General features: G+C 69.2%; 23 protein-coding genes. 14 read left to right on the forward strand and 9 right to left on the reverse strand.

Annotated elements, in window-relative coordinates; translation table 11 throughout:
- Positions 1–61: 61 nt before the first annotated feature.
- Together ACFXN1_RS23650 and ACFXN1_RS23655 are read left to right on the forward strand one after the other, a co-directional pair.
- Complete coding sequence (locus ACFXN1_RS23650; RefSeq protein WP_379443121.1) at positions 62–709, forward strand: hypothetical protein; 648 nt, start codon at positions 62–64, stop codon at positions 707–709.
- A gap of 144 nt (positions 710–853) precedes the next feature.
- On the forward strand, positions 854–1,855 hold the full coding sequence (locus ACFXN1_RS23655) for a malate dehydrogenase (protein ID WP_379443122.1): 1,002 nt from the start codon (positions 854–856) through the stop codon (positions 1,853–1,855).
- A gap of 23 nt (positions 1,856–1,878) precedes the next feature.
- On the opposite strand, the gene ACFXN1_RS23660 is transcribed toward ACFXN1_RS23655, so the two are convergent.
- On the reverse strand, positions 1,879–2,751 hold the full coding sequence (locus tag ACFXN1_RS23660) for a TIGR03619 family F420-dependent LLM class oxidoreductase (RefSeq protein WP_379395019.1): 873 nt from the start codon (positions 2,749–2,751) through the stop codon (positions 1,879–1,881).
- Between the two features lie 247 nt (positions 2,752–2,998).
- Between ACFXN1_RS23660 and ACFXN1_RS23665 the strand changes: the two genes are divergently transcribed.
- A complete protein-coding gene (locus tag ACFXN1_RS23665; RefSeq protein ID WP_379443124.1) occupies positions 2,999–3,748 on the forward strand; it encodes an SDR family oxidoreductase in 750 nt (249 codons plus the stop codon).
- A 174-nt stretch (positions 3,749–3,922) separates the two neighbouring features.
- On the opposite strand, the gene ACFXN1_RS23670 is transcribed toward ACFXN1_RS23665, so the two are convergent.
- Positions 3,923–5,209, reverse strand: a complete 1,287-nt coding sequence (locus ACFXN1_RS23670; RefSeq protein WP_379443125.1) for a hypothetical protein — start codon at positions 5,207–5,209, stop codon at positions 3,923–3,925.
- Complete coding sequence (locus ACFXN1_RS23675) at positions 5,206–5,535, reverse strand: type VII secretion target (protein ID WP_379443126.1); 330 nt, start codon at positions 5,533–5,535, stop codon at positions 5,206–5,208. Before ACFXN1_RS23675 ends, ACFXN1_RS23670 begins: the two co-directional genes overlap by 4 nt.
- A gap of 137 nt (positions 5,536–5,672) precedes the next feature.
- Here ACFXN1_RS23675 and ACFXN1_RS23680 point away from each other — a divergent pair, with 137 nt between their 5' ends.
- The 4 genes from ACFXN1_RS23680 (at position 5,673) to ACFXN1_RS23695 (ending at position 10,929) form a co-directional block, all read left to right on the forward strand.
- Complete coding sequence (locus ACFXN1_RS23680) at positions 5,673–6,659, forward strand: NAD-dependent epimerase/dehydratase family protein (protein ID WP_379395013.1); 987 nt, start codon at positions 5,673–5,675, stop codon at positions 6,657–6,659.
- Positions 6,660–6,690: 31 nt separating this feature from the next.
- Complete coding sequence (locus ACFXN1_RS23685; protein ID WP_379443128.1) at positions 6,691–7,704, forward strand: Rv2578c family radical SAM protein; 1,014 nt, start codon at positions 6,691–6,693, stop codon at positions 7,702–7,704.
- A 106-nt stretch (positions 7,705–7,810) separates the two neighbouring features.
- Entirely contained in the window at positions 7,811–9,850 is a 2,040-nt protein-coding gene (locus ACFXN1_RS23690) for a 2-oxoacid:acceptor oxidoreductase subunit alpha (protein ID WP_379443129.1), read from the forward strand.
- Positions 9,850–10,929 (forward strand): 2-oxoacid:ferredoxin oxidoreductase subunit beta, encoded by a 1,080-nt coding sequence (locus ACFXN1_RS23695; protein ID WP_379443130.1) that lies wholly within the window; start codon positions 9,850–9,852, stop codon positions 10,927–10,929. Before ACFXN1_RS23690 ends, ACFXN1_RS23695 begins: the two co-directional genes overlap by 1 nt.
- 10 nt (positions 10,930–10,939) lie before the next feature.
- On the opposite strand, the gene ACFXN1_RS23700 is transcribed toward ACFXN1_RS23695, so the two are convergent.
- Both ACFXN1_RS23700 and ACFXN1_RS23705 read right to left on the reverse strand, forming a co-directional pair.
- Entirely contained in the window at positions 10,940–11,485 is a 546-nt protein-coding gene (locus ACFXN1_RS23700; RefSeq protein WP_379443132.1) for a hypothetical protein, read from the reverse strand.
- Between the two features lie 190 nt (positions 11,486–11,675).
- Entirely contained in the window at positions 11,676–12,599 is a 924-nt protein-coding gene (locus ACFXN1_RS23705; RefSeq protein ID WP_379395006.1) for a neutral zinc metallopeptidase, read from the reverse strand.
- Between the two features lie 120 nt (positions 12,600–12,719).
- Here ACFXN1_RS23705 and aspS point away from each other — a divergent pair, with 120 nt between their 5' ends.
- Positions 12,720–14,513 (forward strand): aspartate--tRNA ligase, encoded by a 1,794-nt coding sequence (gene aspS / locus ACFXN1_RS23710; protein ID WP_379395004.1) that lies wholly within the window; start codon positions 12,720–12,722, stop codon positions 14,511–14,513.
- A 92-nt stretch (positions 14,514–14,605) separates the two neighbouring features.
- Here the strand turns inward: aspS and ACFXN1_RS23715 are convergent, their stop codons facing one another.
- Entirely contained in the window at positions 14,606–15,646 is a 1,041-nt protein-coding gene (locus ACFXN1_RS23715; RefSeq protein WP_379443133.1) for a hypothetical protein, read from the reverse strand.
- Between the two features lie 195 nt (positions 15,647–15,841).
- On the opposite strand from ACFXN1_RS23715, the gene ACFXN1_RS23720 reads away from it, so the two are divergent.
- Positions 15,842–17,011, forward strand: a complete 1,170-nt coding sequence (locus ACFXN1_RS23720) for a phosphotransferase family protein (protein ID WP_379443134.1) — start codon at positions 15,842–15,844, stop codon at positions 17,009–17,011.
- 70 nt (positions 17,012–17,081) lie between these two features.
- Positions 17,082–18,440 (forward strand): replication-associated recombination protein A, encoded by a 1,359-nt coding sequence (locus tag ACFXN1_RS23725; protein ID WP_379443136.1) that lies wholly within the window; start codon positions 17,082–17,084, stop codon positions 18,438–18,440.
- A gap of 102 nt (positions 18,441–18,542) precedes the next feature.
- On the opposite strand, the gene ACFXN1_RS23730 is transcribed toward ACFXN1_RS23725, so the two are convergent.
- Positions 18,543–19,202, reverse strand: coding sequence for a CatB-related O-acetyltransferase (locus ACFXN1_RS23730; protein WP_379394996.1), 660 nt, complete (start codon positions 19,200–19,202; stop codon positions 18,543–18,545).
- Between the two features lie 71 nt (positions 19,203–19,273).
- Between ACFXN1_RS23730 and alaS the strand changes: the two genes are divergently transcribed.
- The 4 genes from alaS to ACFXN1_RS23750 all read left to right on the forward strand — a co-directional run bounded on the left by alaS (position 19,274) and on the right by ACFXN1_RS23750 (position 24,904).
- Positions 19,274–21,940: an alanine--tRNA ligase gene (alaS, locus tag ACFXN1_RS23735; protein ID WP_379443142.1), complete on the forward strand. Its 2,667-nt coding sequence runs from the start codon at positions 19,274–19,276 to the stop codon at positions 21,938–21,940.
- A 204-nt stretch (positions 21,941–22,144) separates the two neighbouring features.
- Positions 22,145–22,597 carry a Holliday junction resolvase RuvX gene (gene ruvX / locus ACFXN1_RS23740; protein WP_379443143.1) on the forward strand — a complete coding sequence of 151 codons (453 nt, stop codon included), beginning with the start codon at positions 22,145–22,147 and terminating at the stop codon, positions 22,595–22,597.
- Positions 22,594–24,105 (forward strand): endolytic transglycosylase MltG, encoded by a 1,512-nt coding sequence (gene mltG / locus ACFXN1_RS23745; protein ID WP_379443137.1) that lies wholly within the window; start codon positions 22,594–22,596, stop codon positions 24,103–24,105. The genes ruvX and mltG overlap by 4 nt, the downstream gene beginning before the upstream one ends.
- On the forward strand, positions 24,095–24,904 hold the full coding sequence (locus tag ACFXN1_RS23750) for a shikimate dehydrogenase (RefSeq protein WP_379443138.1): 810 nt from the start codon (positions 24,095–24,097) through the stop codon (positions 24,902–24,904). Before mltG ends, ACFXN1_RS23750 begins: the two co-directional genes overlap by 11 nt.
- A 16-nt stretch (positions 24,905–24,920) precedes the next feature.
- Here the strand turns inward: ACFXN1_RS23750 and ACFXN1_RS23755 are convergent, their stop codons facing one another.
- Positions 24,921–25,397 (reverse strand): DUF3291 domain-containing protein, encoded by a 477-nt coding sequence (locus ACFXN1_RS23755; protein WP_379394990.1) that lies wholly within the window; start codon positions 25,395–25,397, stop codon positions 24,921–24,923.
- Between the two features lie 13 nt (positions 25,398–25,410).
- Entirely contained in the window at positions 25,411–26,028 is a 618-nt protein-coding gene (locus ACFXN1_RS23760; RefSeq protein WP_379443139.1) for a helix-turn-helix transcriptional regulator, read from the reverse strand.
- Between the last annotated feature and the right edge of the window lie 250 nt (positions 26,029–26,278).

Genomic DNA, 26,278 nt, shown 5'->3' on the forward strand with positions numbered 1-26,278 from the left:
GCGGGGGCGGTGCGTGCCGCCGGTAGGCCCGACCCATCGAGACTTGGACGAATGCGCTGCTGTGACTGATGAATCGAAACCGGCGTCCGACCGCGAAATCGGCCTCGACCTGATCGCCCCCGAACTGCTGGCCCCCGCCCTGCGCAGGCTCACCCTGGCCGCGCTCGGCATCGGCATCGGGGTCGGACTGCTGATGGCGCTGTTCGTGCACTGGCCGATCGCCCTCGCCACCGGCCTCGTGCTCGGCGCGCCCACCGCCCTCTACGCCGTGGCCGTGCAGCGGCGGCGAATCACGGTGTCCGGCACCGTCATCCGTGCCCGCACCTGGCGCGGCGAACGCCGCCTCGACCTGGCCGGCGCCAGCGCCGTCGAAATCCTGGTCTACCCGGGCAAGATCAGCCGCATCGTGCTGCGCGTCACCGCGGGCGCCGACACCCAGGTCGTGCCGCTGGCCATCTACAGCGACTCCGGCAGCGGCCGCGAACTCCACATTCTGGGCCTGCGCAAACTCGCCGACGCCCTGGCCGGTTGCCCCCTCGCGGCCGCCCTCGCCATCTCCGGACTACTCGTCCAGCAACTGCGCGCCGAGGCCCGCGACGCCGTCGCCGAGCAACGGCCCCTCTACCGGGCCGTCCGCATGGTCCGCGACCGCGACCAGGTCGCCCCGGTCGTCCTCAGCGACTCCGACATCGCCGACCTCGCCCACTGAGCGGTCAATTCACCGATCCCCGAGCCGGATTCACCGGCCGGTGCCGATGTCTGTTTGCTCACGTGCTGCTCACGGGGCGGGACGCGGGGGAGTGAGCCTGGCTAGGGTGAAGACGGACCTACCCGCCATCGCGAGGAGATCGTCGTGAGCACCACCGCGCCAGTGACCGTCACCGTGACCGGAGCCGCCGGGCAGATCGCCTACGGATTGCTCTTCCGCATCGCGTCGGGGGCGCTACTCGGATCCGAGACGCCGGTGCGGTTGCGGCTGCTGGAGATTCCGGCCGCCGTCGGATCGCTCGAGGGCGTGGCGATGGAACTCGAGGACGGGGCGTTCCCGCTGCTGGCGGGCATCGATATCGCCGATGACCCGTGGATCGGGTTCGACGGGGCCAATATCGCGATTCTGGTGGGGGCGCGGCCCCGGACCGCAGGCATGGAACGGTCGGATCTGCTGGCGGCCAACGGGCCGATCTTCACCGATCAGGGCGCGGCCATCAATGCCAATGCGGCCGAGGACATCCGGGTGCTGGTGGTCGGGAATCCGGCCAATACCAATGCCTTCATCGCCATGAGCAATGCGCCCGACGTGCCCGCCGGGCGGTTCACCGCGCTCACCCGGCTCGACCACAATCGCGCGATCGCGCAGGTGGCGAAGAAGACCGGGGCGGCGGCCGCCGACATCGCGCGGATCACCGTGTGGGGCAATCACTCCGCGACGCAGTACCCGGACCTCGCCCATGCGACGGTCGGCGGGCGCGGCGCGCTCGAGCTGATCGCCGACGATGCCTGGGTCACCGGCGATTTCATCCCGACCGTGCAGCAGCGCGGCACCGCCATCATCAAGGCGCGCGGCGCGTCCTCGGCGGCGAGCGCGGCCAGCGCCGCCATCGACCACATCCACGACTGGGTGCTGGGTACCGCGCCCGGCGACTGGACCTCGATGGCGGTGCCCTCGGACGGCTCCTACGGCGTGCCCGAGGGACTGATCAGCTCGTTCCCGGTGACCTGCGCCGATGGCGAGTACGCCATCGTGCCGGACCTGGAGATCGGCGAGTTCGCCCGCACCCGGATCGAGCACAGCGTCGCGGAACTCGTGAGCGAGCGCGACGCCGTGATCGACCTGGGGTACGCCAAGCGGTCCTGATCAGCCGCGGCGAGCGGAGGTGATCAGCTGAGCTTGCTGATCACGTTCTCGCCGTACCACTTGATCTTGACGATCTTCTCCTCCAGCGACTCCGTGTCGGGCTCCATCGCGTAGGAGTTGCGGAAGCCGACGATCAGATCGGTGATGCCCTTCTCCTCGAGGCGCTTCACCCCGTCGGTGGTGTAGCCGTCGCGGGAGACCGCATGGATCTCGAACTCGCCCGGATTGTCGCGCTCACTGCGCAATTCGTTGATCCGCGCCAGGTACTTGTCCAGGTCGTCGCCCTTGCCGCCGGCGTGCATCCAGCCGTCGCACAGCCGCACCGCGCGACGCAGCGCGGCATCGCTGTGCCCGCCGACCAGGATCGGCAGCGGCTGGGTCGGGGCGGGGGTGAGCTTGATCTTCGGGATGTCGTAGAACTCGCCGTGGTACTCGAAGTACTCGCCGGAGGACAGGCCGCGCACGATCTCGATGCACTCGTCCAGGCGCTTGCCGCGCTTCTCGAACGGGACGCCCATCATCTGGAAGTCCTCCGGCCACGGGCTGATGCCCACGCCCAGGGCGAAGCGGTTGTTGCTCAGGCGGGCCAGCGAACTGGCCTGCTTGGCCACCAGCACCGGCGGGCGGATGGGCAGCTTGAGCACGAACGGGGTCATGCGCAGCGTGGTGGTGGCCGCGGCGAGGGCGGCCGACAGCACGAAGGTCTCGATGAACGGCTTGCCGTCCAGGAACTCGCGATTGCCGTCTGCGGTGTACGGGTACTTGGAATCCGACTCGGCCGGGTAGGCGATGCTGTCGGCCACGGTGATGCTGTGGAACCCGGCGGCCTCGGCGGCCTGCGCGAGGGGGATGTAGTAATCCGGGTTGGTCATCGCCTCCGCGTAGGTGAAGCGCATCGATCGTCCTCTCGACAGTGAGCCAGTACAAAAACTAGAACCGATTCTAGTTCTGTGAGTGATGCTAGCGGGAGGCTCGCGGGAAAGGCAGTCGAACGAGCGATCCGCATCCTCCGTACCCGATCCTGCTGGAGGTGCTCACCTGTCGTATCGCAGCGGCAGACCGCCCGGTCGTAGCCGTCCCGGTGGCTGAGATGCCCGTCCCGATGGGCTTGTCCGGATTCCTGGATCTTGTTCTAATCGCGTCATGACGATCGCCATCACCGGCTCCGGCTCGGGCATCGGCGCGGCCACCGCCGCCGCCCTGCGCGCCGCCGGGCACGACATCATCGGGATCGACCTGCGCAACGCCGACATCACCGTCGACCTCACCGACGCCGCGGCGCGCGCGGCCGCGGTCGAGGAGATCGTGGAGCGATCCGGGGGAGTGCTGGACGGCGCGGTGCTGTGTGCCGGTGTCGGCCCGCAGGTGCCCGACCCGAACCTGGTGGTGGAGATCAACTACCGGGCCACCGTGGCCCTGCTCGACGCCCTGCTGCCCGCGCTGCGCAAGGGTGAAAACCCTGCGGCCGTGGTGGTTTCGTCGGTGGCCTCCACCCAGATCAAGTGGGAGGACAACCCGATCCGCACCGGCACCGAGGCCGAGGCCTTCGCCCAGGCCGGGGATTTCGCGGGCCACTACGCCTACGCGTCCTCCAAGAACGCCGTCACCGTGGCCGTGCGCGAACGCGCCGTAGAGTGGGGTGCCGCGGGCGTGCGCCTGAACACCGTCGCCCCCGGCAGTGTCGAAACCCCGCTGCTGCAGGCCGGTCTGGACGATCCGCGCTACGGTGACGCCATCCGCAACTTCGTGGCCCCCATCGGCCGCAATGGCAAGCCCGAGGAGATCGCCTCCCTCATCGCCTATCTGGTCGGCCCGCAGGCCGGCTTCATCCACGGCGCCCAGTTCGTCATCGACGGCGGAATCGACGCGCAGACGCGGCCGACCGCGGTGTAATCCACCGCGGCGCGCCGACCCGCGCCCTGAACGGTGGCCGAGCCCGCGGGGTGTACAGCCGCATTTCGGCCTCCACCGATGCCGCGGTGACCGGGGTACCCGACCCGATCGCCGCGGCATTCTGCTGTCCGGAGACGACCGTGCCGGCGCGGAAGCGGCTGTGCCGCACTCGGATCAGGCGGGATCGGTCTCGGCCGCGTCCGTGCTCTCTGCGGGCCCGCCGATGACACCGGGGGCGAAGGTGCCCAGGTTGCCGGTGAGTTCGCTTTCGGCGGTGTGGCTTTGGTGCGGCTGCACGGTACGGCCGTGCTTGGCATCGGCCGCACCGCCCTTGCCCGTGCCCGCCGCAGCAGGGGAGCCCATGAAGCCCGAACCGGCCGGGCCACCGGGGCCGGGAATGCCGGCCGCGCCTGCGCCGAACGGATCGGCGGGGTTGGTGAGCTTGCCACCGGGGATCGAGGACCCGGGGCCGCCAGGGATTGACGGCAGGCCGCCTCCGAGACCGCCACCGCCGACTCCGATCCCGCCGGCCCCTGCGGCGGTGGTGTTCGGGAGACCGCCGACCGGATCGGCCTTCCGCGGTGCGCCGGGCGTGCGGGTGGCTGCCTGCAGGCCGCTTTCGAACAGGCCCTCGGCCTGCTCCAGGATCGGCCGGCCGACATTCTGGGCCAGCGACTGCGCGACCTCGGCCGGGTTCGGACCGCCGCCCTGGCCGAGCAGCTGACCGATGATGCCGTGCACCTGCGCGGTGTAGACCGAGAGTTCGCCGTGCGTGGCGTTCACGACCGTGACCGCCTCGCCGAGATGCCGGGCGGCCGAGGCGATCAGCGTGGTCTGGCCGATCGGGGTCAGGATCAGCGGGGCCAGCGCCGTGGCCTCGGCGGTGAACGCCTCCGCGATGGCGGTGAGCTGGATATTGCCCCGCTGCACCACGGCCGCGGCCTGAGTGGTGATCGACGACAGGTCGAAGCCCCGCTGGGCGGTCCCCCGGCCGTGGTTCCCGGCCTGCCGGCCCGACTCCTGCGCACGCTGGGAAGCCTGGCCCTGCCACAGGGATTCGACGGTCTCGAGCGCGCCCCCGCCGATCTGGACCGCGGCCTCGATGAGCTTCGACCCGGTGCTGAGCAGGGTCGCCGGATTCAGCCGGCCGAGGCTGCCGGTGCCGAAGCTCTGCAAGAGGTCCAGGAACGGCTCGAACAGCGCGTCCAGTCCGGGAATCGCGGGAAGCCCCAGGCCCTTCATGAGATCGCCGACCGGATCGGCGGGCAGCGGCGGCAGCGCGGCCGCGGGATCGGCGGCGACCCGGGCCAGCGCGGTCTGGGCGGCATCGAGCGCGGCGGGCACCGCGTTCGGCAGATCCGGGAGCAGACCGCTGACGCTCACACTGTCGGCTCCCCTCGCGCTGGTGTCCGGCCCGGCCGGGCGGAGGGCATCGATGACGCCGGAGTCGATCGGCCTCATGCTCGTTCGCCGATCTGCCCGGCGGCCGTGCCGAGGCCCCCGGCGAATTCGGCGTCGGTGGTGTCGTAGGTGGCGGCCGATCCGAAGCCAGCCCGGCCGAGGGCGCCGAAGCGGGCCGAGAGGGCGGCGATGTCGCGATCGTGCAGGAGTTCGGCGACCGCGAAGCCGGCCAGGAAGTCCGCGCCGATGAGTCCGAAGACCGGTGTCATGGCCGCGACGTGGGACACCGTGTCGAGGCCGCCCTGGGCGGCGATGTCGGCGGCGACGCCGTCCTGTGCGGCGGCGAATGTACGCACCGCACCGGTGTCGACCCAGAGATCGGCCATGGCAGTACCCCCTGATCGTCATGGACATGCGGATGGTGAATATATCCCCTCGATCGTCCAGACCGGCGTGGCGTGCGCGGCCACACCGCAACCACACCGTTGTTGCAAATTAGAACAAGTTCTATATTCTCGTCACCATGAAGGTCGCAGTCACCGGCGCTGCCGGGTTCCTTGGCACCAATTTGCTTCGCCTGCTTACCGATCGCGGTCACGAAGTGACTGCCATCGACCGGGTCGCGGGCGCGAGCCAGCCCGGTGTCACCTGGGTCAACGGTGACGTGCTGGACCCGGCGTCCATGCGTGCGGCGCTGGACGGGGCCGAGGTGGTCTACCACCTGGTCGCGCTCATCACCCTGGCCCACAAGAACGACGTGGCCTGGCGGGTCAACACCGAGGGCGTGCGCATCGTCGCGGACGCCGCGCGCGAGGTCGGCGTGCGGCGGATGGTGCACACCAGCTCCATTCACGCGTTCAATCAGTACAGCTGCGGTGGCCGGATCAACGAGCGCTCGCCGCGGTCCATCGATCCCGAGCTGCCGGTGTACGACCGCTCCAAGTGGCAGGGCGAGATCGAGCTGCGCAAGATCATCGACAAGGGCCTGGACGCGGTGGTGTGCAACCCGACCGGTGTGTACGGCCCGATCGACAACACCGCCTCGCGCATCAACACCACGCTGTGGGACGCCGCGCGCGGCCGGGTGCCGGTCATGATCAGCGGCGGCTTCGACCTGGTCGACGTGCGCGATGTGGCCCAGGGTCTGGTGCTCGCGAGCGAGCGCGGCCGCACCGGTGAGAACTACCTGCTCGGCGGGCACTTCACCGACATGTTCCAGGCCACCCGCACCGCCGCCGAGGTCAACGGGAAGATGAAGCCCGCCTTCGCGATTCCGGCCAAGGTCATCAACGCGTGCATGCCGGTCATGGAGCCCGTCGCCCGTGCGCTGGGCAGCGACCGTATCTCCAAGGCGGCCATGGGCGCGCTGCTGTCGGCGCCGATCGTCGAGCACACCAAGGCCACCGAGGAACTCGGCTACCGGCCGCGGCCCGCCGAGCAGACCATTCGGGATCTGGTCGCCTTCTACAACGGGCAGCCGATCGAGTCCGACACGCAGAAGATTGCTTGACAGTCGTTAGAACGCATGTTCGACTGGGGTGGTGCGTTGGCAAAGGCAAACCCTCGGCGCTGATGACGGCGCGCTACCCGGGCTCGAACGTGCGGGTTTCGTACGCAGCGTACAGACGCCCGAGTTCGAGGGCATCACGTTTCACGAGGTGCTCTGCAAGAGTGCCCTGAACCGGGTGCCCGACAGCAATCTGCCCTTCAGCTGGACCATCAACCCCATGCGAGGCTGCTCGCATGCGTGCCGCTACTGCTTCGCCCGCGGCTCGCACGAGTACCTCGACCTGGATGCGGGGGCCGATTTCGACTCCCAGATCGTGGTCAAGACCAATGTGGTCCCGGTGCTGCGGCGCGAACTGCACAAGCGGTCGTGGCGGCGGGAATCGGTTGCGCTGGGCACGAATACCGATCCCTATCAGCGCGCCGAGGGCCGGTACCGGCTCATGCCCGGCATCATCTCCGCGCTCGCCGACTCCGGCACCGGGTTCTCCATTCTCACCAAGGGCACGCTGCTGCGGCGGGATCTGCCGCTGCTCGTCCAGGCCGCCGGGCAGGTGCCGGTGCACCTCGCCGTCTCCATCGCCATCCTGGATCCGGAGCTGCACCGCGGCCTCGAGCCCGGCACGCCCTCGCCGCGGGCGCGGCTGGAACTGGTGCGCGCCCTGGCCGACGCCGGATTCGCGGTCAATGTCATGGTGGCGCCGGTCATTCCGTACCTCACCGACTCCCAGGCCCATCTCGACGCGCTCTTCGCGGCCATCGCCGAGGCCGGGGCCGCCGGTGTCACGGCCTTCCCCATGCATCTGCGCGGCTCCACGCGCGGCTGGTTCCTCAATTGGCTCGCCGAAGCCCACCCGGCGCTGCTGCGGCGCTACCGGCAACTGTATGGTCGGGGTGCTTCGGTGACACCGGAGTATTCTGCGTGGCTACGCGGCCGAATCGAGCCGTTGCTGGAGAAACACCGTTTGAACCGCGATCGGCCGGCCGAACCCGAGGTCCGCGTCGCCGAATCGCACACGCCCGATCCGCAGCTGGCGTTGTTCGCCTGACGGCGGTTCTTTGATCGAAACCATTGCGCTTCACGGGTGTGTCGCGAATATTGCGGAGTAGTTTGGCGTTGGTACCTCACACCTGACGAGGAAGTGATGCACGCGCATGGTTTCGCAGCATGACGACCCTGCGGCGCTGCCGCACAAAGATACTGTGGCTCCGCTGCACAACAGCACTGTGAAAGCTCCGTCCGACGGCGGGGTTGCGGCGGGTGGAAACGGCCGCGCCACAGCGAAATTGGCGGTCGAGAAATTGGAAAGAGTCGTCATCCGCTTTGCGGGTGACTCCGGTGACGGTATGCAGCTCACCGGTGACCGATTCACCCACGAGGCCGCCGCCTTCGGCAATGACCTTGCCACCCAACCGAACTTCCCCGCCGAGATCCGCGCGCCCCAGGGCACGCTGCCGGGCGTGTCGTCGTTCCAGATCCAGATCGCGGACTACGACATCCTCACCGCCGGGGACCAGCCCGACGTTTTGGTCGCGATGAATCCTGCTGCGCTGAAGGCAAATCTGGAGGATTTGGCCCGCGGGGCGACGGTGATCGTGAATACTGACGAATTCACCAAACGGAATCTGACCAAGGTCGGCTATACCGGTGATCCACTCACCGATGACACGCTGACCGATTTCGTGGTGCACCGGGTGCCCATGACTTCCCTGACGCTCGGGGCAACCGAACCGACCGGTGTGGGCAAGAAAGATGGGCAGCGCGCGAAGAATATGTTCGCGCTCGGATTGCTGTCGTGGATGTACGGGCGGCCCATCGGCGGCACCGAACAGTTCATGCGGGAGAAATTCGCGGCCACACCGGATGTCGCCGAAGCGAATATCCTCGCATTCCGGGCAGGCTGGAATTACGGCGAAACCACCGAGGCCTTCGCCACCACCTACGAGATAGCCCCCGCGACGCTGCCGCCCGGCACCTACCGGCAGATCACCGGCAACACCGCGCTCGCCTACGGCATCGTCACCGCCGGGCAGCTGTCCGGGCTGCCGGTCTTCCTGGGCACCTACCCGATCACCCCGGCCTCGGACATCCTGCACGAACTGAGCAAGCACAAGAACTTCGGCGTCACCACGTTCCAGGCCGAGGACGAGATCGCCGGCATCGGCGCGGCGCTGGGCGCCGCACTCGGCGGCGCGCTCGGGGTGACCAGTACGTCCGGGCCGGGGCTGGCGCTCAAGAGCGAGACCATCGGCCTGGCCGTCATGACCGAGCTGCCGCTGGTGATCATCGACGTGCAACGCGGCGGGCCCTCCACCGGCCTGCCCACCAAGACCGAACAGGCCGACCTGCTGCAGGCGCTCTACGGGCGCAACGGCGAGTCGCCGGTGGCCATCGTCGCGCCGCGCTCACCGGCGGACTGCTTCGACGCCGCGGTCGACGCGGCCCGCATCGCGCTGACCTACCGCACGCCCGTGCTGCTGCTGTCCGACGGCGCCATCGCCAATGGTTCCGAGCCGTGGGCGATTCCACAGGTCACCGAGCTGGCCCCGATCGATCCGGGCTTCGAACCCGAGGGCGCGGAGGGCGATTCGTTCCAGCCCTACGCGCGCGATCCGGAGACCCTGGCCCGGCCGCTGGCGGTGCCCGGCACCGTGGGCCGCGCCCACCGCATCGGCGGGCTCGAAAAGGCCGACGGCAGCGGCAATATCTCCTACGACCCGGCCAATCACGAGCTGATGGTGCGGATCCGGCAGGCCAAGATCGACGGCATCGCGGTGCCCGATCTCGAGGTGGACGATCCGGGGGACCGCGCCGAACTGCTGCTCATCGGCTGGGGCAGCTCCTACGGGCCGATCGGCGAGGCGTGCCGGCGGGCGCGGCGGCGCGGGGTGCCGGTGGCGCAGGCGCATCTGCGGAACCTGAACCCCTTCCCGCCCAACCTCGGTGAGGTGCTGCGCCGCTACCGCACCGTGGTCTGCCCGGAGATGAACGGCGGTCAGCTGGCCATGCTGCTGCGCGCCCGCTACCTGGTCGACGTGCAGCCGTGGACCAAGATCGCCGGCACCGCCTTCCAAGCACAGGAACTGGTCGGCGTCATCGACGCGGCCCTGGACGGTTCCATCGCGGAGATGGAACAGGCCAAGGCCTTCGCCGCACGCGCGCGGGCGACCTACCGCACCCCAGGGGGCAACTGATGACCATTCTCGAAAACCCGCTCGTGGGTACCGATCTCGGCCTCACCGGACTGTCCGGCGTGCCGCGGGCCGACGGGCCGCAGAAGGCGAAGGACTTCACCTCCGACCAGGAGGTGCGCTGGTGCCCCGGGTGCGGCGACTACGTCATCCTGGCCACGGTGCGCGGCTTCCTGGCCGATCTGGGACTCGAGCGCGAGAACCTGATGTTCGTGTCCGGCATCGGCTGTTCGAGCCGGTTCCCGTACTACCTGGAGGCGTACGGGATCCACTCGATCCACGGCCGCGCGCCGGCCATTGCCACGGGCATGGCGGTGACCCGGCCCGACCTGTCGGTCTGGGTGGTGACCGGGGACGGCGACGCGCTGTCCATCGGCGGCAATCACCTCATCCACGCGCTGCGCCGCAATGTGAACATGACGATCCTGTTGTTCAACAACCGGATCTACGGCCTCACCAAGGGCCAGTACTCACCGACCTCGGAGACCGGCAAGGTCACCAAGTCCACCCCGATGGGCTCGGTCGACCATCCGTTCAACACCCTGTCGGTGGCGCTGGGCGCCGAGGCCACCTTCGCCGCCCGCGCGCTGGACTCGGATCGGGCCGGGCTCACCGAGGTGTTGCGCGCCGCCGCCGAACACCGCGGCACCTCGTTCGTGGAGATCCTGCAGGACTGCCCGATCTTCAATGACGGCTCCTTCGACGTGCTGCGCCGGGAGAACGCCGAATCCCATCTGGTCCGGTTGCGGCACGGCGAGCCCATTCGGTTCGGCGCGGACGGTGAATTCGCCGTGGTCCGTGCTGGTTTCGGCCTGCGGGTGGCGCGCGCCGACAGTGTCGCCGAAGCCGAGATCGTGGTCCACGACGCCTATACCGACCACCCCGAATACGCCTACGCCCTGTCCCGCCTGTCCGACCAGGACCTCACCCACGTGGTGACCGGCATCTTCCGCAGCGTCTCCCGCCCCACCTACGACGACGGCGTCCGCGCCCAGTTGAACACCGCCGTCGAACGCAAACCGGTGAGCGAGAACTCGCTGCAGGAGCTGCTCACCGGCCGCGAAACCTGGACGGTCGGCTGATCTTTCGCCGCTAGGCCGGAACGAAGGCGTTCAGCAAGCGCTGGAACAGATCGTCGAAGCGCTTGCGGGACGCCTTCTGGTCATCGCTGAGCCCGTCGCCGAGCTCGGGCGCGTACACGATCAGGTGCACGTCCTGATCCGGCGACTGCGGCATGTAGTCGATGATGGAGGTCCCCTTGTCGGCCTGTTCCGGTGTCCCCATGTCCACGGCCGCCAGCGCCTTCACCTCGGCCGCCGCGGCCCCGATGACGTCGGCGGGCACGGTCCCGGTCACCGGCTGCGCGCCGTTGTCGGTGCGCTTCACCGCCCGCCCGTCGGGCTGAATCTCCAGCGACGGATGCAGATCCGTGCGCGTCTGCCATCCCGCGGGCATGGCGGTCAGCGTGAACAGCGCCACGCTGGGTGCCGGTGCCGGGTCCGCCTTCGCGAATACCCCTGTGCCCGTGAGCATCACCACTGCGAGCGAGGTCATCGCCCCCGTCCGCCACCCACGCCGCCGCGCCACCCGGGCGAGTCCCGCCTCGCCGAAAAGTCGTGCCGCCCTGGCTATCTGCATCGCATTCCTCCGAATTCCCTTGCGGGCACCCACCCGCCGCCGCCGATTCTGCCGCCAACCCCACGGCGCACCCGCGCTGCCACGCCGACCCCACCCCGGGTACCGCCCTCGCCCTGAGCGAAAACGGGTGGAGGCCGGAAATGGCAAGGTCCCCAGCCTGTTCGAGGCTGGGGACCGTGGGGGTGTCGGGTCAGCGGAGAGCGGGCGGGTTGTTCAGGTCCTGGGCCGAATAGGTGTCGCAGGCCTTGACCTGGCCGGTTTTGTAGCCGGTCAGGAACCACTTCTGACGTTCCTCCGACGAGCCGTGAGTCCAGGCTTCCGGGTTGACGCGTCCGGTGGCGGCCTTCTGGATGCGGTCGTCGCCGACGGCGGACGCGGCGGAGAGCGCGTCGCGGATGTCGTTGTCGGTCAACGGCTTCAGGAACGGGGTGGTGGAGCCGGGCGCGGGGAGCTTGTCGGCGTAGTTGGCCCAGACCCCGGCGTAGCAGTCGGCCTGGAGTTCGGTGCGGACGGCACCGGAGGTGGGGCCCTGGGGGTCGCGCTGGGCGCGGTTGATGTCGCCGAGCAGGTTCTGGATGTGGTGGCCGAACTCGTGGGCGACCACGTATTCCTGGGCGAGCGGGCCGCCGCTGGAGCCGAAGCGGTCGACCAGTTCCTGGAAGAAGCTGGTGTCGAAGTAGGCGGTCTGATCGGCGGGGCAGTAGAACGGGCCGACCGCCGAGGAGGCACGGCCGCAGCCGGTGCTGACCGCGCCGGAGAAGAGGTTGAGCTTCGGGACCACGTACTTGCGGTTGGTCTGCTTCGGCAGTTCGGTGCCCCAGATCGCGTCGAGGCTCTGGGCGGTGAGGATGACGCGGCAGTCGACGTACTTGTTGGCGTCGGCTCCGGTCTTGCAGTGCGTGGGCAGGGTCGCGGTGCCCGGCTTGGCATTGCTGTCCGCGCCCGTGAACTGGCCGAGAATGCTGCCCGGGTCGCCGCCGAAGATCAGTGCCGCGATCACCGCGATAATGCCCAGCGCACCGCCGCCGAGAGCCAATCCACCGCCCATACCCGGTCCGCCACCGCCACCACTCGCCCGGTTCGGGTCGATTTGCAGGCCCTCGTTGAAGGTCATGGCTATCACTGTGACACGGGCGAGTCGATATCGGTTTCCACTCGCTGAACGTGTCTCTCTACGATGGGTCTGCACCTGGTCACACCTCACCGGTGCTTCGAGCCCGTCGAAAGGAATCCCGTGCTGCGCACCCACTTGGCTGGTTCGCTGCGAAGCGAGCACGCCGGTCAGACCGTCACCCTCACCGGCTGGGTGGCCCGGCGGCGAGACCACGGTGGCGTGATCTTCATCGATCTGCGCGATGCGTCGGGCGTTGCCCAGGCCGTCTTCCGTGAAGGCGAACCCGCGGCGGCCGCCCACAAGCTGCGCAACGAGTTCGTGGTGAAGGTCGTCGGCGTGGTCGAGAACCGCCCGGCCGGTAGCGAGAACCCGAACCTGCCGACCGGCGCCATCGAGGTCAACGTGACCGAGCTCGAGGTGCTGAACGAGGCCGCGCCGCTGCCGTTCCAGCTCGACGACGAGCCGGGCGAGGAAGCCCGCCTCAAGTACCGCTACCTGGACCTGCGCCGCGAAGGCCCGGCGCACACGATCCGCCTGCGCTCGAAGGTGAACGCCGCCGCCCGCGCCGTGCTGGCCAAGCACGCGTTCGTCGAGGTCGAGACCCCGACCATGACCCGCTCCACCCCCGAGGGCGCGCGCGACTTCCTGGTTCCGGCCCGCCTGCAGCCCGGCAAGTTCTACGCCCTGCCGCAGTCGCCGCAGCTGTTCAAGCAGCTGCTCATGGTCGGCGGCATCGAGCGCTACTACCAGATCGCGCGCTGCTACCGCGACGAGGACTTCCGCGCCGACCGCCAGCCCGAGTTCACCCAGCTCGACATCGAGATGAGCTTCGTCGAGCAGGAGGATGTCATCCTGCTGGCCGAGGACGTCCTGGCCGCGCTGTGGCAGCTGGTCGGCTACGAGATCCCGACCCCGATCCCGCACATGACCTACGCCGAGGCCATGCGCCGCTACGGCTCGGACAAGCCGGACCTGCGCTTCGAGGTCGAGATCACCGAGATGATGGAGTACTTCAAGGACACCCAGTTCCGCGTGTTCCAGGCTCCCTACGTCGGCGCGGTCGTCATGCCGGGCGGCGCGTCGCAGCCCCGCCGCCAGTTCGACGCCTGGCAGGAGTGGGCCAAGCAGCGCGGCTCCAAGGGCCTGGCCTACATCACCTTCAACGAGGACGGCACCCTCGGCGGCCCGGTCGCCAAGAACCTCACCGACGCCGAGCGCGAGGGTCTGGCCAAGCAGGTCGGCGCCGAGCCCGGCGACTGCGTGTTCTTCGCGGCCGGCGACATGAAGTCCAGCCGTGCGCTGCTGGGCGCGGCCCGTGGCGAGATCGCCCGCAAGTGCGGTCTCATCGACGAGAACGCCTGGGCCTTCGTGTGGATCGTGGACGCCCCGATGTTCGAGCCCACCGCCGACGCCACCGCGAGCGGCGATGTGGCCCTGGGCTATTCGGCCTGGACGGCCGTGCACCACGCGTTCACCTCGCCCAAGCCCGAGCACCTGGACACCTTCGACACCGATCCGGGCTCGGCGCTGGCCTACGCCTACGACATCGTCTGCAACGGCAACGAGATCGGCGGCGGCTCCATCCGTATCCACCGCCGGGACGTGCAGGAGCGGGTGTTCCAGGTGATGGGCATCGGCGAGGAGGAGGCCCAGGAGAAGTTCGGCTTCCTGCTCGACGCCTTCTCCTTCGGCGCTCCGCCCATGGGCGGCATCGCCTTCGGCTGGGACCGCATCACCGCGCTGCTGGCCGGCGTGGACTCGATCCGCGAGGTCATCGCCTTCCCGAAGTCGGGTGGCGGCGTCGACCCGCTCACCGACGCGCCCACCCCGATCACCCTGCAGCAGCGGCAGGAGGCGGGCCTCAACGCCAAGCTCGACGCGAACGGCAACCCGGTCAAGGAAGACGCCAAGTAAGGGCGCGCCCGGACCATCGAGAGCCCGCCGGTATCAGCGATACCGGCGGGCTCCGTCGTCGACAGCGGCACGCGCGTGCGGGCGGATCGAGCTCAGACAACCAGTCCGTTGGTCAGCGAGCGGTAGGCGTAGGTGGTGGCGATGGCGGTGACCGGTCCGGCCACCAGCAGGCCCAACCCGCACAGCAGCGTGCCGATCACGGTCATGATCAGCACCCCCAGCGCCAGCAGGGTCACCTGCAGGGCATTGGCGATCACCAGCCGCACGCTGGATTGGATTGCGGCGATCGGGTTCTGGTCCTGGTCGATCACGAAGTGCAGCGCGAACATGCACAGCACGCCCACGATGATCGCCGGGAACACGCACGCGATCGAGGCCACGAGGCACAGCGCGAACACGATAAGCGCGGTGATCAGCACATTCCCGGCATTCACGAAGCCGAAGAAGGCCGGGAAATCCGGTGGTGTCCCGTCGGTTTCGTACAGTGCGCCGCGGATCATGGCGGCCTGCAGCAGCCACACCACCAGCGACGCCACCGCGAACAGCAGGACGACGGCCGACAGCGACTGCACGTCAACCATATTCACCAGCAGGGTGACCACCAGCCAGGCGATCATGCCGATCAGTACCATGCCCACCCAGGGAATGGGATTGAGCCGGAACCGATTCCACCCGTAGGTGAGGGCCGCGGCGACGTCGAGGGTCTCGCGCTGGGGTGTATAGCCCTGTTTCGGCGCCGGCTCGGCGGGCGGCGGCATCGCACCCGGCGGGAATCCGCCCGGTGGAGGCGGATTCGCGCCGGGCGGCATGCCTGCCGGCGGCAACTGCTGCGGCGTGCCGGGGCCGTAGCCGGCCGGCGGCTGCGGCGCGCCCGGCTGCGGGGTGAAGGCCGGCGGGGGTTCCACGGGCTCGCTGCCGTACTGCGCGGCGCCGGGGCCGTCGAATTGCGGGTACCCGGCGAGGCCGGGCAGCTGGTGGCGGCCGGGCACGGGGCCCGGCTCGGGCGCGCCGGAAACCGGTGCGGGCTCGGGGTTTTGGTGCTGCCCGGCGTGGGACGGATACTGCTCGCCGCCCCCTGCGACGGGTCGGTCGCCGGAGGGCTCGTACGGTGCTGAGGGCGGCGTGCCAGTCATGGTCGCAAGCCTTTCACATTTCCCGGTTTACGGTGTGGCGCACAGCAAGTGACCATGAGACAACTAGACGGTCCTGGTTGTGTCAAGCAACCAGCGCCGCGTGGGCAAACCCATCACAAAGACACGCCGTCCGACGCGCGAAAGGTTGCGCAACCGCTCGCTGAAAGTGACCTGACGGGAGTAACTTGGGTTCCGATGACCGCACTATTGGCCGAACGCGCCGCCGAAGTCGTGTCCGCGGCACAACAGTTGCTCACGAAGCGAATGGGTGCTCCGGTAAAGCTGAGCGATCCGCTGGAACTCAGCGGCAGTGGTAGGACGACGGTACTCCGTGTCCGCGTTGCAGAGAACGCCTTTTCGCTACCTCGCACACTGATTGTGAAGCAGGTAGCGGGCACGGCGACGCAGCGGCGCACCGGCGGCATGGCTCCCGGTGTCGCCAGCATCGACTCCGCATTCCTGCGCGAGGCGGTCTCCTACCAATTCACCACCGCCCTCGGCCGTGACCACCGGCCCGGCGCCTACCTGCTCGGCTACAGCCTGCCGGACCGCCTGCTCATACTCAGCGACCTCGGTGAGAACACCTCCCTGACCGCGGTCCTGCAGTCCGGCGTGGAACCGGGCGGGCGCAACGCGCTCATGGCATTCGCTCAGGCACTGGGCCGCATGCACGCCGCGACCGTGGGCCGCGAGGCGGACTTCGTGGCGCTGCTGCGGCGCGTCGATGTGGTGCACCGCGTGGACGGCATTGCACAGCAAGCCGAATCCGCGGTCGCCGAGGTGCCGATCATGTTGCAGCGCGAGCTGGGCATCGAGGTGCCGGGCGAGATCGCCGAGCGCATCGTGCGCGGCAACCGGCTCTTCTCCGCCGGGCGCTACCGCGCCTTCAGCCCCTCGGACCTGTGCCCCGACAATGTCATCCTCAATGACGAGGGCGCGCGGTTCCTGGACTACGAGTGGGGCGGCTTCCGCGACGCCACCCTCGACATCGCCTATGCTCTGGTCTCCTTCCCGGGCTGCCTGTGCGATTTCGAGCTGTCGCGCGAACGCGCACGCCAGATGGTGGAGGCGTGGCGCTCCGAGGTGGTGGCGGTGTGGCCGGCCCTCGCCGATGACGAGGTGCTCGCCGAGCGCATCCTCGAGGCGCGGCTCATCTGGGTGTGGCTGTCCACCTACTGGTTCCTGCCCGCCGACCACGCCCGCATCGCCGCTGCCCGCGAGCACGGTCTGTCCATCCCGCGTTCGGCCGCCCTCATCAACCGCTGGGCCGCCCTCGCCGAGGACGCCCGCTGCACCGGCGACGACACCCTGGGCGACTTCGCCGAACATGTCTCGGCCACGCTGGAAGAGCACTGGGAGGAGTGATCCTCCGCGCTGTCCGGGGGTGGCGTCGTGGTCGGCGAGTGTGTCGGAGCCGGTCGGTAGGGTCTGGGGCGTGAGTGATGGGCTGTTCGATGCGCCGGGGACGCAGGCCGTAGTCGACGACTTCGAGGCGGGGGCCGCGCGCATTCCCAGCGGAGACGACCGATTCGCGCCGCTGGCCGTGCGGATGCGACCGCGCACCCTCGACGAGGTGGTCGGGCAGCAGCATCTGCTCGGGCCCGGGTCGCCGCTGCGGCGGCTGATCGAAGGGTCCGGGGCGGCTTCGGTGCTGTTGTACGGACCGCCCGGGACGGGCAAGACCACCCTCGCCTCGCTGCTGTCGCAGGCCACCGGACGGCGGTTCGAAGCGCTGTCGGCGCTGTCGGCGGGCGTGAAGGAGGTGCGGGCGGTCATCGATCTGGCCCGCCGCCGCCTCACCGTGGGTGAACAGACCGTGCTGTTCATCGATGAGGTGCACCGGTTTTCGAAGACCCAGCAGGACGCGCTGCTGGCGGCGGTGGAGAACCGGATCGTGCTGCTGGTCGCGGCGACCACGGAGAATCCGTCGTTCTCGGTGGTGTCGCCGCTGCTGTCCCGCTCGCTGGTGCTGCAGCTGCAGTCCTTGTCGGAGGCCGACATCCGTACGGTGCTGACCCGGGCCATCGCCGACCCGCGCGGGCTGGCGGGGGAGTACACGGTCACGGACGCGGCGCTCGACCACATCGTGCGGATCGCGGGCGGTGACGCGCGGCGTTCGCTCACCGCGTTGGAGGCGTCGGCCGAATCCTCCCTGGACGGCACCGTCGATGTGGAGTTGGTCGAGGCCAGCGTCGACAAGGCGGCGGTGCGCTACGACCGCGCCGGCGACCAGCACTACGACGTCATCAGCGCCTTCATCAAATCCCTGCGCGGCTCCGATGTCGATGCCGCGCTGCACTACCTGGCCCGCATGATCAGCGCGGGCGAGGATCCGCGATTCATCGCCCGCCGCTTGATGATCCAGGCCAGCGAGGAGGTCGGCATGGCCGACCCCACCGCCCTGCAGACCGCGGTCGCGGCCGCCCAGGTCGTCCAGCTGGTCGGTATGCCGGAGGCCCAATTGGCGTTGACCCAGGCCACGATTCACATCGCCACGGCCCCGAAGTCGGGCGGGGTGGTCAAGGGCCTCGCGGCCGCCATTGCCGACGTGCGCGCGGGCAAGGCGGGCGCGGTGCCCGCCCACCTGCGCGACGGCCACTACGCCGGCGCCGCCGCCCTCGGCAACGCCCAGGGCTACAAGTACCCGCATGACCACCCGGACGGTGTTCTCTCCCAGCAATATCCACCGGACGAACTGGTCGGCGTCGACTACTACCAGCCGACCGATCACGGTTATGAACGTGAAGTCGGTCCTCGCGTCACCAAACTGCGCCGCATCGTGCGGGGTAAATAGCGCCGAGTAATAGCGCCGAGTGCGCAGATGCGGCCCGCGCCGAATTGCAGCGACTGCCGGAAACAGTCGCTCGGCGCGCCGCGAATGCGCTTGCGGCGCTGGTCAGTCCGCCAGCAGTCCCTCGTGGATGGCGATGCGTTCGATGTCGGCGGGGGCGCCGGCCATGATCACGCGCACGTGCTCGGTGACCAGTTCGAGCGGCCAGTTCCACCAGGCGGCGCGCAGCAGGCGCGCCACGTCCTGGTCCGGGAAACGCTGCTTGACCACCTGCGCCGGGTTGCCGCCGACGATCGTGTACGGCGGCACGTCGGAGGTCACGACGGCGCCGGTGGCGATGATCGCGCCGTCGCCGATGTGCACGCCCGGCATGATCAGCGAGTTGTAGCCGATCCACACGTCGTTGCCGACCACGGTGTCGCCCTTGGACGGAATCGAGGTGATGATGTCCATCGTCTCCTCGGCCCAGGTGCCGCCGAAGATGGTGAACGGGAAGGTCGACACGCCCGAGGTGGCATGGTTGGCGCCGGCCATGATGAAGCGGGTGTTGCTCGCGATGGCGCAGTATTTGCCGATGATCAGCTTCTCGGGGCCGAAGGCGTAGAGCACATTGTTGGTCTCGAAGGCGGTCGCCGCGTCCGGATCGTCGAAGTAGCTGAAGTCGCCGACCTCGATGTTCGGCGAGGTGACGTGCGGTTTCAGGAAGACGGTGCGGCGCGCGTGGGGGAGGGGGAAGCGCTGGGATGGGTCCGGGATCACAGTCACCCCGGCGATGGTAGCTATCGCCCGGTGGTGGGTGGAAACTCCCTGGACTCGGACCGGTAGGCTGGATGGTTGTGCAGACCCACGAGATTCGACGGCGCTTCCTGGAGCATTTCGTAAAGGCCGGACATACCGAGGTACCGAGTGCCTCGCTGATCCTGGCCGACCCCAACCTGCTGTTCGTCAACGCAGGCATGGTCCAGTTCGTGCCGTATTTCCTCGGTCAGCAGACCCCGCCCTTCGACACCGCGACCAGTGTGCAGAAGTGCGTCCGCACCGGCGATATCGAGAACGTCGGCGTCACCACCCGCCACAACACCTTCTTCCAGATGGCGGGCAACTTCTCCTTCGGCGACTACTTCAAGCGCGGGGCCATGGAGCTGGCCTGGTCGCTGCTCACCAACCCCGTCGAGGACGGCGGCTACGGCTTCGATCCGGAAAAGCTCTGGGTCACCGTGTATCTCGACGACGACGAGGCCGAGCAGATCTGGCGTGAGCTGGGCGTGCCGGACGAGCGGATCCAGCGCCGCGGCATGGCCGACAACTACTGGTCCATGGGCATCCCCGGCCCGTGCGGCCCGTGCTCGGAGATCTACTTCGACCGCGGCCCCGAGTACGGCGTCGAGGGCGGCCCCGAGGCCGACGAGGACCGCTACCTCGAAATCTGGAACCTCGTGTTCATGCAGAACGAGCGCGGCGCCGGGCGCGGCAAGGACGATTTCGAGATCCTGGGCCCGCTGCCCAAGAAGAACATCGACACCGGCATGGGCATCGAGCGTGTCGCGTTCCTGCTGCAGGGTGTCGACAATGTCTACGAGACCGATCTGCTGCGCCCGATCATCAACAAGGCCGAGGAGCTGACCGGCCGCTCCTACGGTGTCGAGCACGCCGACGACGTGCGCTTCCGCGTCATCGCCGACCACGCCCGCACCGCGGCCATGCTGATCGGCGACGGCGTGAACCCCGGCAACGACGGCCGTGGCTACGTGCTGCGGCGCCTGCTGCGCCGCATCGTGCGCTCGGCCCGCCTGCTGGGCGCCGAGCAGCCGGTGATGGGTGCGTTCATCAAGGTCGTCGCCGACCTGATGTCGCCGTCCTATCCGGAACTCACCACCGACTTCAAGCGCATCGAAACGGTCGCCGTCGGCGAGGAGGCCGCGTTCCTCAAGACCCTGAGCACCGGCACCAAGCTGTTCGACGAGACCGTCGACGAGGTGAAGGCCCAGGGCAGCAAGAAGATCAGCGGCACCGACGCGTTCACCCTGCACGACACCTACGGTTTCCCGATCGACCTGACCCTCGAGATGGCTTCCGAGGCCGGCCTGCAGGTCGACGAGGAGGGCTTCCGCGCGCTCATGGCCGAGCAGCGCAAGCGGGCCAAGGAGGACGCGCTCTCGCGCAAGCACGCGCACGCCGACCTCACCGTCTACAAGGAGTTCGTGGACCGCGGCGCGACCGAGTTCACCGGCTTCGACGAACTGTCCACCGAGGCGACGGTGCTGGCCCTGATCAAGGACGGCGTCCGGGTGCCGGTCGCCGAGGCCGGGCAGGACGTCGAGGTGATCCTGGACCGCAGCCCGCTCTATGCCGAGTCCGGTGGCCAGATCGCCGACCGCGGGTCGCTGGTCTCGTCGCACGGCCTCAAGGTGAAGGTCAACGACGTGCAGAAGATCGCCAAGAAGGTGTGGGTGCACAAGTCCACCGTCGAGGCCGGTCAGCTCACCGAGGGCGACACCGTGCTGGCCCAGGTCGATCCGTCCTGGCGGCGTGGCGCCACCCAGGGCCACTCGGGCACCCACATGGTGCATGCCGCGCTGCGACAGGTGCTGGGCCCCAACGCGGTTCAGGCCGGCTCGCTCAACAAGCCGGGCTACCTGCGCTTCGACTTCAACTGGCAGGGCGCGCTGTCCGAGCAGCAGAAGGCCGATATCGAGGCCGTCTCCAATGACGCGGTGGCCGACGACTTCCAGGTCAACACCTTCGTCACCGACCTGACCTCCGCCAAGAAGATGGGCGCCATGGCCCTGTTCGGCGAGAACTACGGCGACGAGGTGCGGGTCGTGGAGATCGGCGGACCGTTCTCCATGGAGCTCTGCGGTGGCACCCACGTGCAGCACTCCTCGCAGATCGGCCCGATCACCGTGCTCGGCGAGTCGTCGGTCGGTTCCGGCATCCGCCGCGTGGAAGCCTTCGTGGGCCTGGACTCCTACAAATACCTGGCCAAGGAGCGGGCGCTGCTGGCCGGTGTCGCCTCGTCGCTGAAGGTGCCCTCGGAGGATGTGCCGGGGCGCGTCGAGCAGCTGGTCGAGCGGCTCAAGACCGCCGAGAAGGAGCTGGAGCGCACCAAGATGGCGGCCGTGCTGTCGAGCGCGGGCACCTTCGTCGAGCAGGCCCAGCGGGTCGGCAAGGTGCTGCTGGTCGCCGCCGTCGCGCCCGCGGGCGTGGGCGCGGGCGATCTGCGCACCCTGGTGCAGGACATCAAGGGCCGCTTCGGTTCCGAGCCCGCCATCGTGGTGCTGCTCGGCCATGCCGACGGCAAGGTGCCGTTCGTCGCCGCGGTCACCAAGGCCGCGCAGGATCTCGGCGTCAAGGCCGGGGACCTGGTTTCCGCCTTCGGTCCGGCCATCTCCGGCCGGGGCGGTGGCAAGCCCGAGATGGCCCAGGGCGCGGGTTCGGACCCGTCGGGCATCGAGGCGGGTCTGGCCGCCCTACGTGCGCGGGTCGCCGAGCTCGCCGGATAAATGGGCGACGCGGACACATCTGACACGCCGGGTCCCGCAGACGGGACCCGGCCCGTACCCGAGGCAGACCCGGCGCGGCCGGATTCGGGACATTCCTCCGGATTTGCTCGCACGCCGACCGAGGCCTCCGGGGTCTCGGCCGGCGCGCGGGGCTTCGCGTCGGAGCGGCCCTCCCCGGAACGGGACCCGGGCCGCGGCCGGCGTATCGGCATCGACGTGGGGTCGGTGCGCATCGGTGTCGCCTCCAGCGATCCGGACGGGTTGCTGGCCACCCCGGTCGAGACGGTGCCGCGCGCGAAGAAGGTCGCGCCCGGCACCCTCGCCTCCGATCTATCCAGAATTGCCGACATTGTGCGGGAGTACGAGGCCGTCGAGGTGATCGTCGGCCTGCCGCGCACATTGCGCGGGGAGAGCGGCGCGTCGGCTAAGCTGGCGGCCACCTTCGCGGGGCGTTTGCGGGCCCTGATCGCGCCGGTGCCGGTGCGACTTTCCGACGAACGTTTGACTACGGTGTCTGCTGCACGTGCGTTGCGAGACAGTGGAGTTCGCGCACGCGGGCAGCGGCAGGTCATCGATCAGGCCGCCGCCGTGTCGATCCTGCAAGGATGGTTGGACGAACGGAGTGCCCTTTTGAAGCCGCGCGGTGATGACGCATGACCGACCGCTGGACGCGGGCCGAGGAACGCTACCGCCAGAACGCCGAACGGCGTTACCGCCGCGACGATCTGGATTGGTCCGAAGCGGACGATTACGAAGACGACACCACCGTCATTCCCCGCTACGAGGATGAGCGTTACGACGACGAGCACTACCAGGGCGAGGAGTACGACGAGGAGCCCCAGCACGAGCCGGAACCCCCGCGTCGCAGCGCGCCCCAGCGCTCCGAGCGCGGCCGCCGCGGCGACCGGGGCCAGCGCGCCGAGCCGGGCCGCCGGGCCACCCGATCGCAGTCGCGCGCGGGGTCGCGGGGCAGCCAGCGCCCCAAGCGATCCCGGATGGCGTCGCGGAAGGCGGCCGAGCGCAAGCGGCGCCGCCGCAATCTGTTCGTCATCGCGGGTGTGTTCGCCGTATTGTTCGTCGGCGCAGTCGGATTCGCGGGCTGGAAGTTCGTCGGCAAGCTGAGCCCGCCCCCCGACTTCTCGGGCCCGCAGGGCCCGCTGGTCGTCATCCAGATCAAGCCGGGTGACACCGCCACACAGATCGCGCAGACCATGGCCGACAAGGGCGTGGTGGCCAGCAGCGGCGCGTTCTACGAAGCGGCCGTGCGCAATACGAACATGAACTCCATCCAGCCCGGCTACTACGCCATTGCGGGCCACAGCAAGGGCTCCGAAGCGGTGACCGCGCTGTTCAGCAAGGAGGCCCGGGTCGGCAATGTGGTCATCTCCGAGGGCCGTCAGCTGCACGACTCCAGCGACGTCACCACCGGCGCGCGCAAGGACGGCATCTACCGCAAGATCGCCGAGGCCAGCTGCGTCGGCACCGGCACGGCCGCCAAGTGCGTCACCTACGAGCAGCTCGACCAGGCCGGGGCCACCGCCGATCCGGCCGCGCTGGGCGTGCCGGCGTGGGCGCTGGACCGGGTGCGGTCGGTGCCGGACCGTTCCCGCCAGCTCGAGGGCCTGATCGCCGGTGGCACCTGGGATTTCGACCCCAGCGCCAACGCGCTGGACATCCTCAAGCAGCTGGTGAGCGCGAGCGCGGCGAGCTATGACGCCACCGGGGTGGCGCAGTCCGGCGCGGCGAACGGCCTGAGCCCCTACGACACGCTGATCGCGGCGTCGCTGGTGGAGCGGGAGGCGCTGCCGCAGGACATGTCGAAGGTGGCGCGGGTCATCGTGAACCGGCTCGCCGCCCAGCAGCCGCTGCAGTTCGACTCGACCGTCAACTACACCCTCGACAAGACCGAGGTCGCCACCACCGACTCCGACCGTGCGCACAAGACCCCGTGGAACACCTACGCCATGGCCGGTCTGCCCGCCACGCCGATCTCCGCGCCGTCGCTGGATGCCATGCGCGCCATGGAGAATCCGGCGCCCGGCCCGTGGCTGTACTTCGTGACCGTCGACAAGCAGGGCACCACGTTGTTCACCGACAGCTATCAGGAGCACCTGCGCAATATCGAAAAGGCCAGGCAGAGTGGAATTCTCGACAGTGGACGCTAGCCGGAAGGCCGCCGTGCTCGGCAGCCCGATCTCGCATTCCCGGTCGCCGCAACTGCATCTGGCGGCCTACCGGGCGCTGGGCCTGGACTGGAGCTACGAGCGCATCGAGTGCACCGCCGAGCAGCTGCCCGGCCTGGTGGACGGGCTCGGACCGGAATGGGTCGGGCTGTCGGTGACGATGCCGGGCAAGGTCGCCGCGCTCGGCTACGCCGACGAGCGCACCGAGCGCGCGGTCCTGGTCGGCTCGGCGAACACCCTGGTGCGCACCGATTCCGGCTGGCGTGCGGACTGCACCGACGTGGACGGTGTGCGCGGCGCGCTGGGAGGCGCCGGCGTGCAGGAGATCTCCCGCGCCGTCGTGCTGGGCGCGGGCGGCACCGCCCGCCCGGCCCTGCTGGCGCTGTCCGACCTGGGCGCGCACACCGTCACCATCGTGGCCCGCGATCGCGGCCGCGCCGCCGGGACCCTGGAACTGGCCGAGCAGCTGGGCATGTCGGCCGAGGTGCTCGATTTCGACCCCGAGGGCCTGCTGTTCGTCTGTTCCGACGTGGACGCCGTCGTCAGCACCGTGCCCGCCGCGGCGGCCGCGGCCGTGGCGGATTCGGTGGCGGCGGCCCCGGTGGTGCTCGACGCCATCTACAACCCGTGGCCCACGCCGCTCGCGGAAGCGGTTGCCCGCGCGGGCAATACCGTGGTCAGCGGCCTGGAGATGCTGCTCAACCAGGCCTACGGGCAGGTCGAGCAGTTCACCGGCAAGCCCGCCCCGCGCGCCGAAATGGCTGCGGCACTGCGGGACTGATCACGGATGTGATCCGCTAATCGAGGACGGCCGCGGATATTTCCGCGGCCGTTTCCGGTTCGAAGGCCTGCCGGAAGGTGAAAGCGTAAGGCGTCGGCCCGTTCTCACGCAGGTGGTCCAGTCGCGCCATGGCGTCGGCGAGCGTGGGCAGCATGCCCTCCGGCACCCACCACAGCACCGTGAAGACCTCGCGCAGCGGGGTGAACCATTCCCGGCGGCGGCGCACGTAGTCCATGTGGCCGCTGCGATAGACGTAGTCGAACAACGCTTCCCGCGATTCCCACACGCTCATGTTCACCAGCATGTCCGGCTCACCGTGGTACGGGCGCAGGGAGGTGGCGTTGTTGGATTCGCCGTCCACCATGCGCCAGACGAAGCCGGGGGAGGATTCGGCGACGGCATTGATCTCGTCGAGGGCCGAGAAGAATTCGGCGACCCGGGGATCGCCTTCGGGGGCGACCATGCGCCCGATGTTCAGCTGTGCGAGGTGCATTTCTCGACTATAACTAGTCGGCATTGGTTTTAGAGAAACTTACGCAGCATCTGCCCGGCGCCGGATCCATCCGCGCGGTCCAGCCGGCCTCGGCCGCCGGACCCGCCAGCAACGCCAGATTCATGCCGCAGACCAGCGGCGGGAAGTCCACGGCGAGGCGGTGAAAGGGACAGTTGCGCAGGCGGATCGCGTCGCCGTCGAGATAGGGCTCGTAGCCGCGCTCACCCAGCGCCTCGAACAGGTCGCGGCCCGCGAGGGCCGGCCCGTGCGCGGCGGCGGCCTTCGCGATGGCGTCCTCGAAGCCCTCGTGCTCGACCACCTCGGCGAGAATCGTTGCGGCCGTGCGATAGTCGCGGGCCGGCAGCGTGATCGCGAACTCCGCGTCGGCGCGGCGATAGAACTTGGCGGGCCGGCCCGAACCGGGCCCGGTGCGGCCTTCCGGGCGGCGGAACACCGCGTCCAGCAGTCCCGCCTCGGTGAGCTTGTCGAGATGGAAGGCGGCCAGCGGCCGTTTGATCTCGACGGCCGCGGCCGCTTCGTCCCGGCTCACGTCGTGGCCGGCGGCCGCGACATAGTCGTAGAGCCGCTTGCGGATCGGATCCTGAAGCAGGGCGACGGCTTCGATGCTCACGCTGTCTTTGTAGCAGCGTGCCGGGCCCGGCTGTGTCCCGCGGCCCCGCTCCGGCTATGGTTCTGGAACAAGTTTCAATTCATTCGGTTCGGCCGGGCGGCCGCGCAGGTTAAGGTGATCGTCATGAATGCGTGGGTGTTGCGCGCCGTGGGCTTGGGGGCGCTGACCGTTGTGCTGGAGGCCCTGCTCGGTTTCGGCATGAGGTACTGGCCGACCACGGGCGCCTGGATGCGGATCCTGTGCCTGATCG

The organism is Nocardia sp. NPDC059154 (assembly GCF_042755705.1).
Classification (GTDB): domain Bacteria; phylum Actinomycetota; class Actinomycetes; order Mycobacteriales; family Mycobacteriaceae; genus Nocardia.

Bases quoted from the DNA above. Each gene is read 5' to 3' on its own strand.
- ACFXN1_RS23660 (WP_379395019.1), bottom strand. From the start codon at position 2,751: ATGCGCTTCACCTACGCGGAGGCGATGACCAACCCGGATTACTACATC.
- ACFXN1_RS23665 (WP_379443124.1), top strand. From the start codon at position 2,999: ATGACGATCGCCATCACCGGCTCCGGCTCGGGCATCGGCGCGGCCACC.
- ACFXN1_RS23670 (WP_379443125.1), bottom strand. From the start codon at position 5,209: ATGAGGCCGATCGACTCCGGCGTCATCGATGCCCTCCGCCCGGCCGGG.
- ACFXN1_RS23675 (WP_379443126.1), bottom strand. From the start codon at position 5,535: ATGGCCGATCTCTGGGTCGACACCGGTGCGGTGCGTACATTCGCCGCC.
- ACFXN1_RS23680 (WP_379395013.1), top strand. From the start codon at position 5,673: ATGAAGGTCGCAGTCACCGGCGCTGCCGGGTTCCTTGGCACCAATTTG.
- ACFXN1_RS23690 (WP_379443129.1), top strand. From the start codon at position 7,811: ATGGTTTCGCAGCATGACGACCCTGCGGCGCTGCCGCACAAAGATACT.
- ACFXN1_RS23695 (WP_379443130.1), top strand. From the start codon at position 9,850: ATGACCATTCTCGAAAACCCGCTCGTGGGTACCGATCTCGGCCTCACC.
- ACFXN1_RS23700 (WP_379443132.1), bottom strand. From the start codon at position 11,485: ATGCAGATAGCCAGGGCGGCACGACTTTTCGGCGAGGCGGGACTCGCC.
- ACFXN1_RS23705 (WP_379395006.1), bottom strand. From the start codon at position 12,599: ATGACCTTCAACGAGGGCCTGCAAATCGACCCGAACCGGGCGAGTGGT.
- ACFXN1_RS23715 (WP_379443133.1), bottom strand. From the start codon at position 15,646: ATGACTGGCACGCCGCCCTCAGCACCGTACGAGCCCTCCGGCGACCGA.
- ACFXN1_RS23720 (WP_379443134.1), top strand. From the start codon at position 15,842: ATGACCGCACTATTGGCCGAACGCGCCGCCGAAGTCGTGTCCGCGGCA.
- mltG (WP_379443137.1), top strand. From the start codon at position 22,594: ATGACCGACCGCTGGACGCGGGCCGAGGAACGCTACCGCCAGAACGCC.
- ACFXN1_RS23755 (WP_379394990.1), bottom strand. From the start codon at position 25,397: ATGCACCTCGCACAGCTGAACATCGGGCGCATGGTCGCCCCCGAAGGC.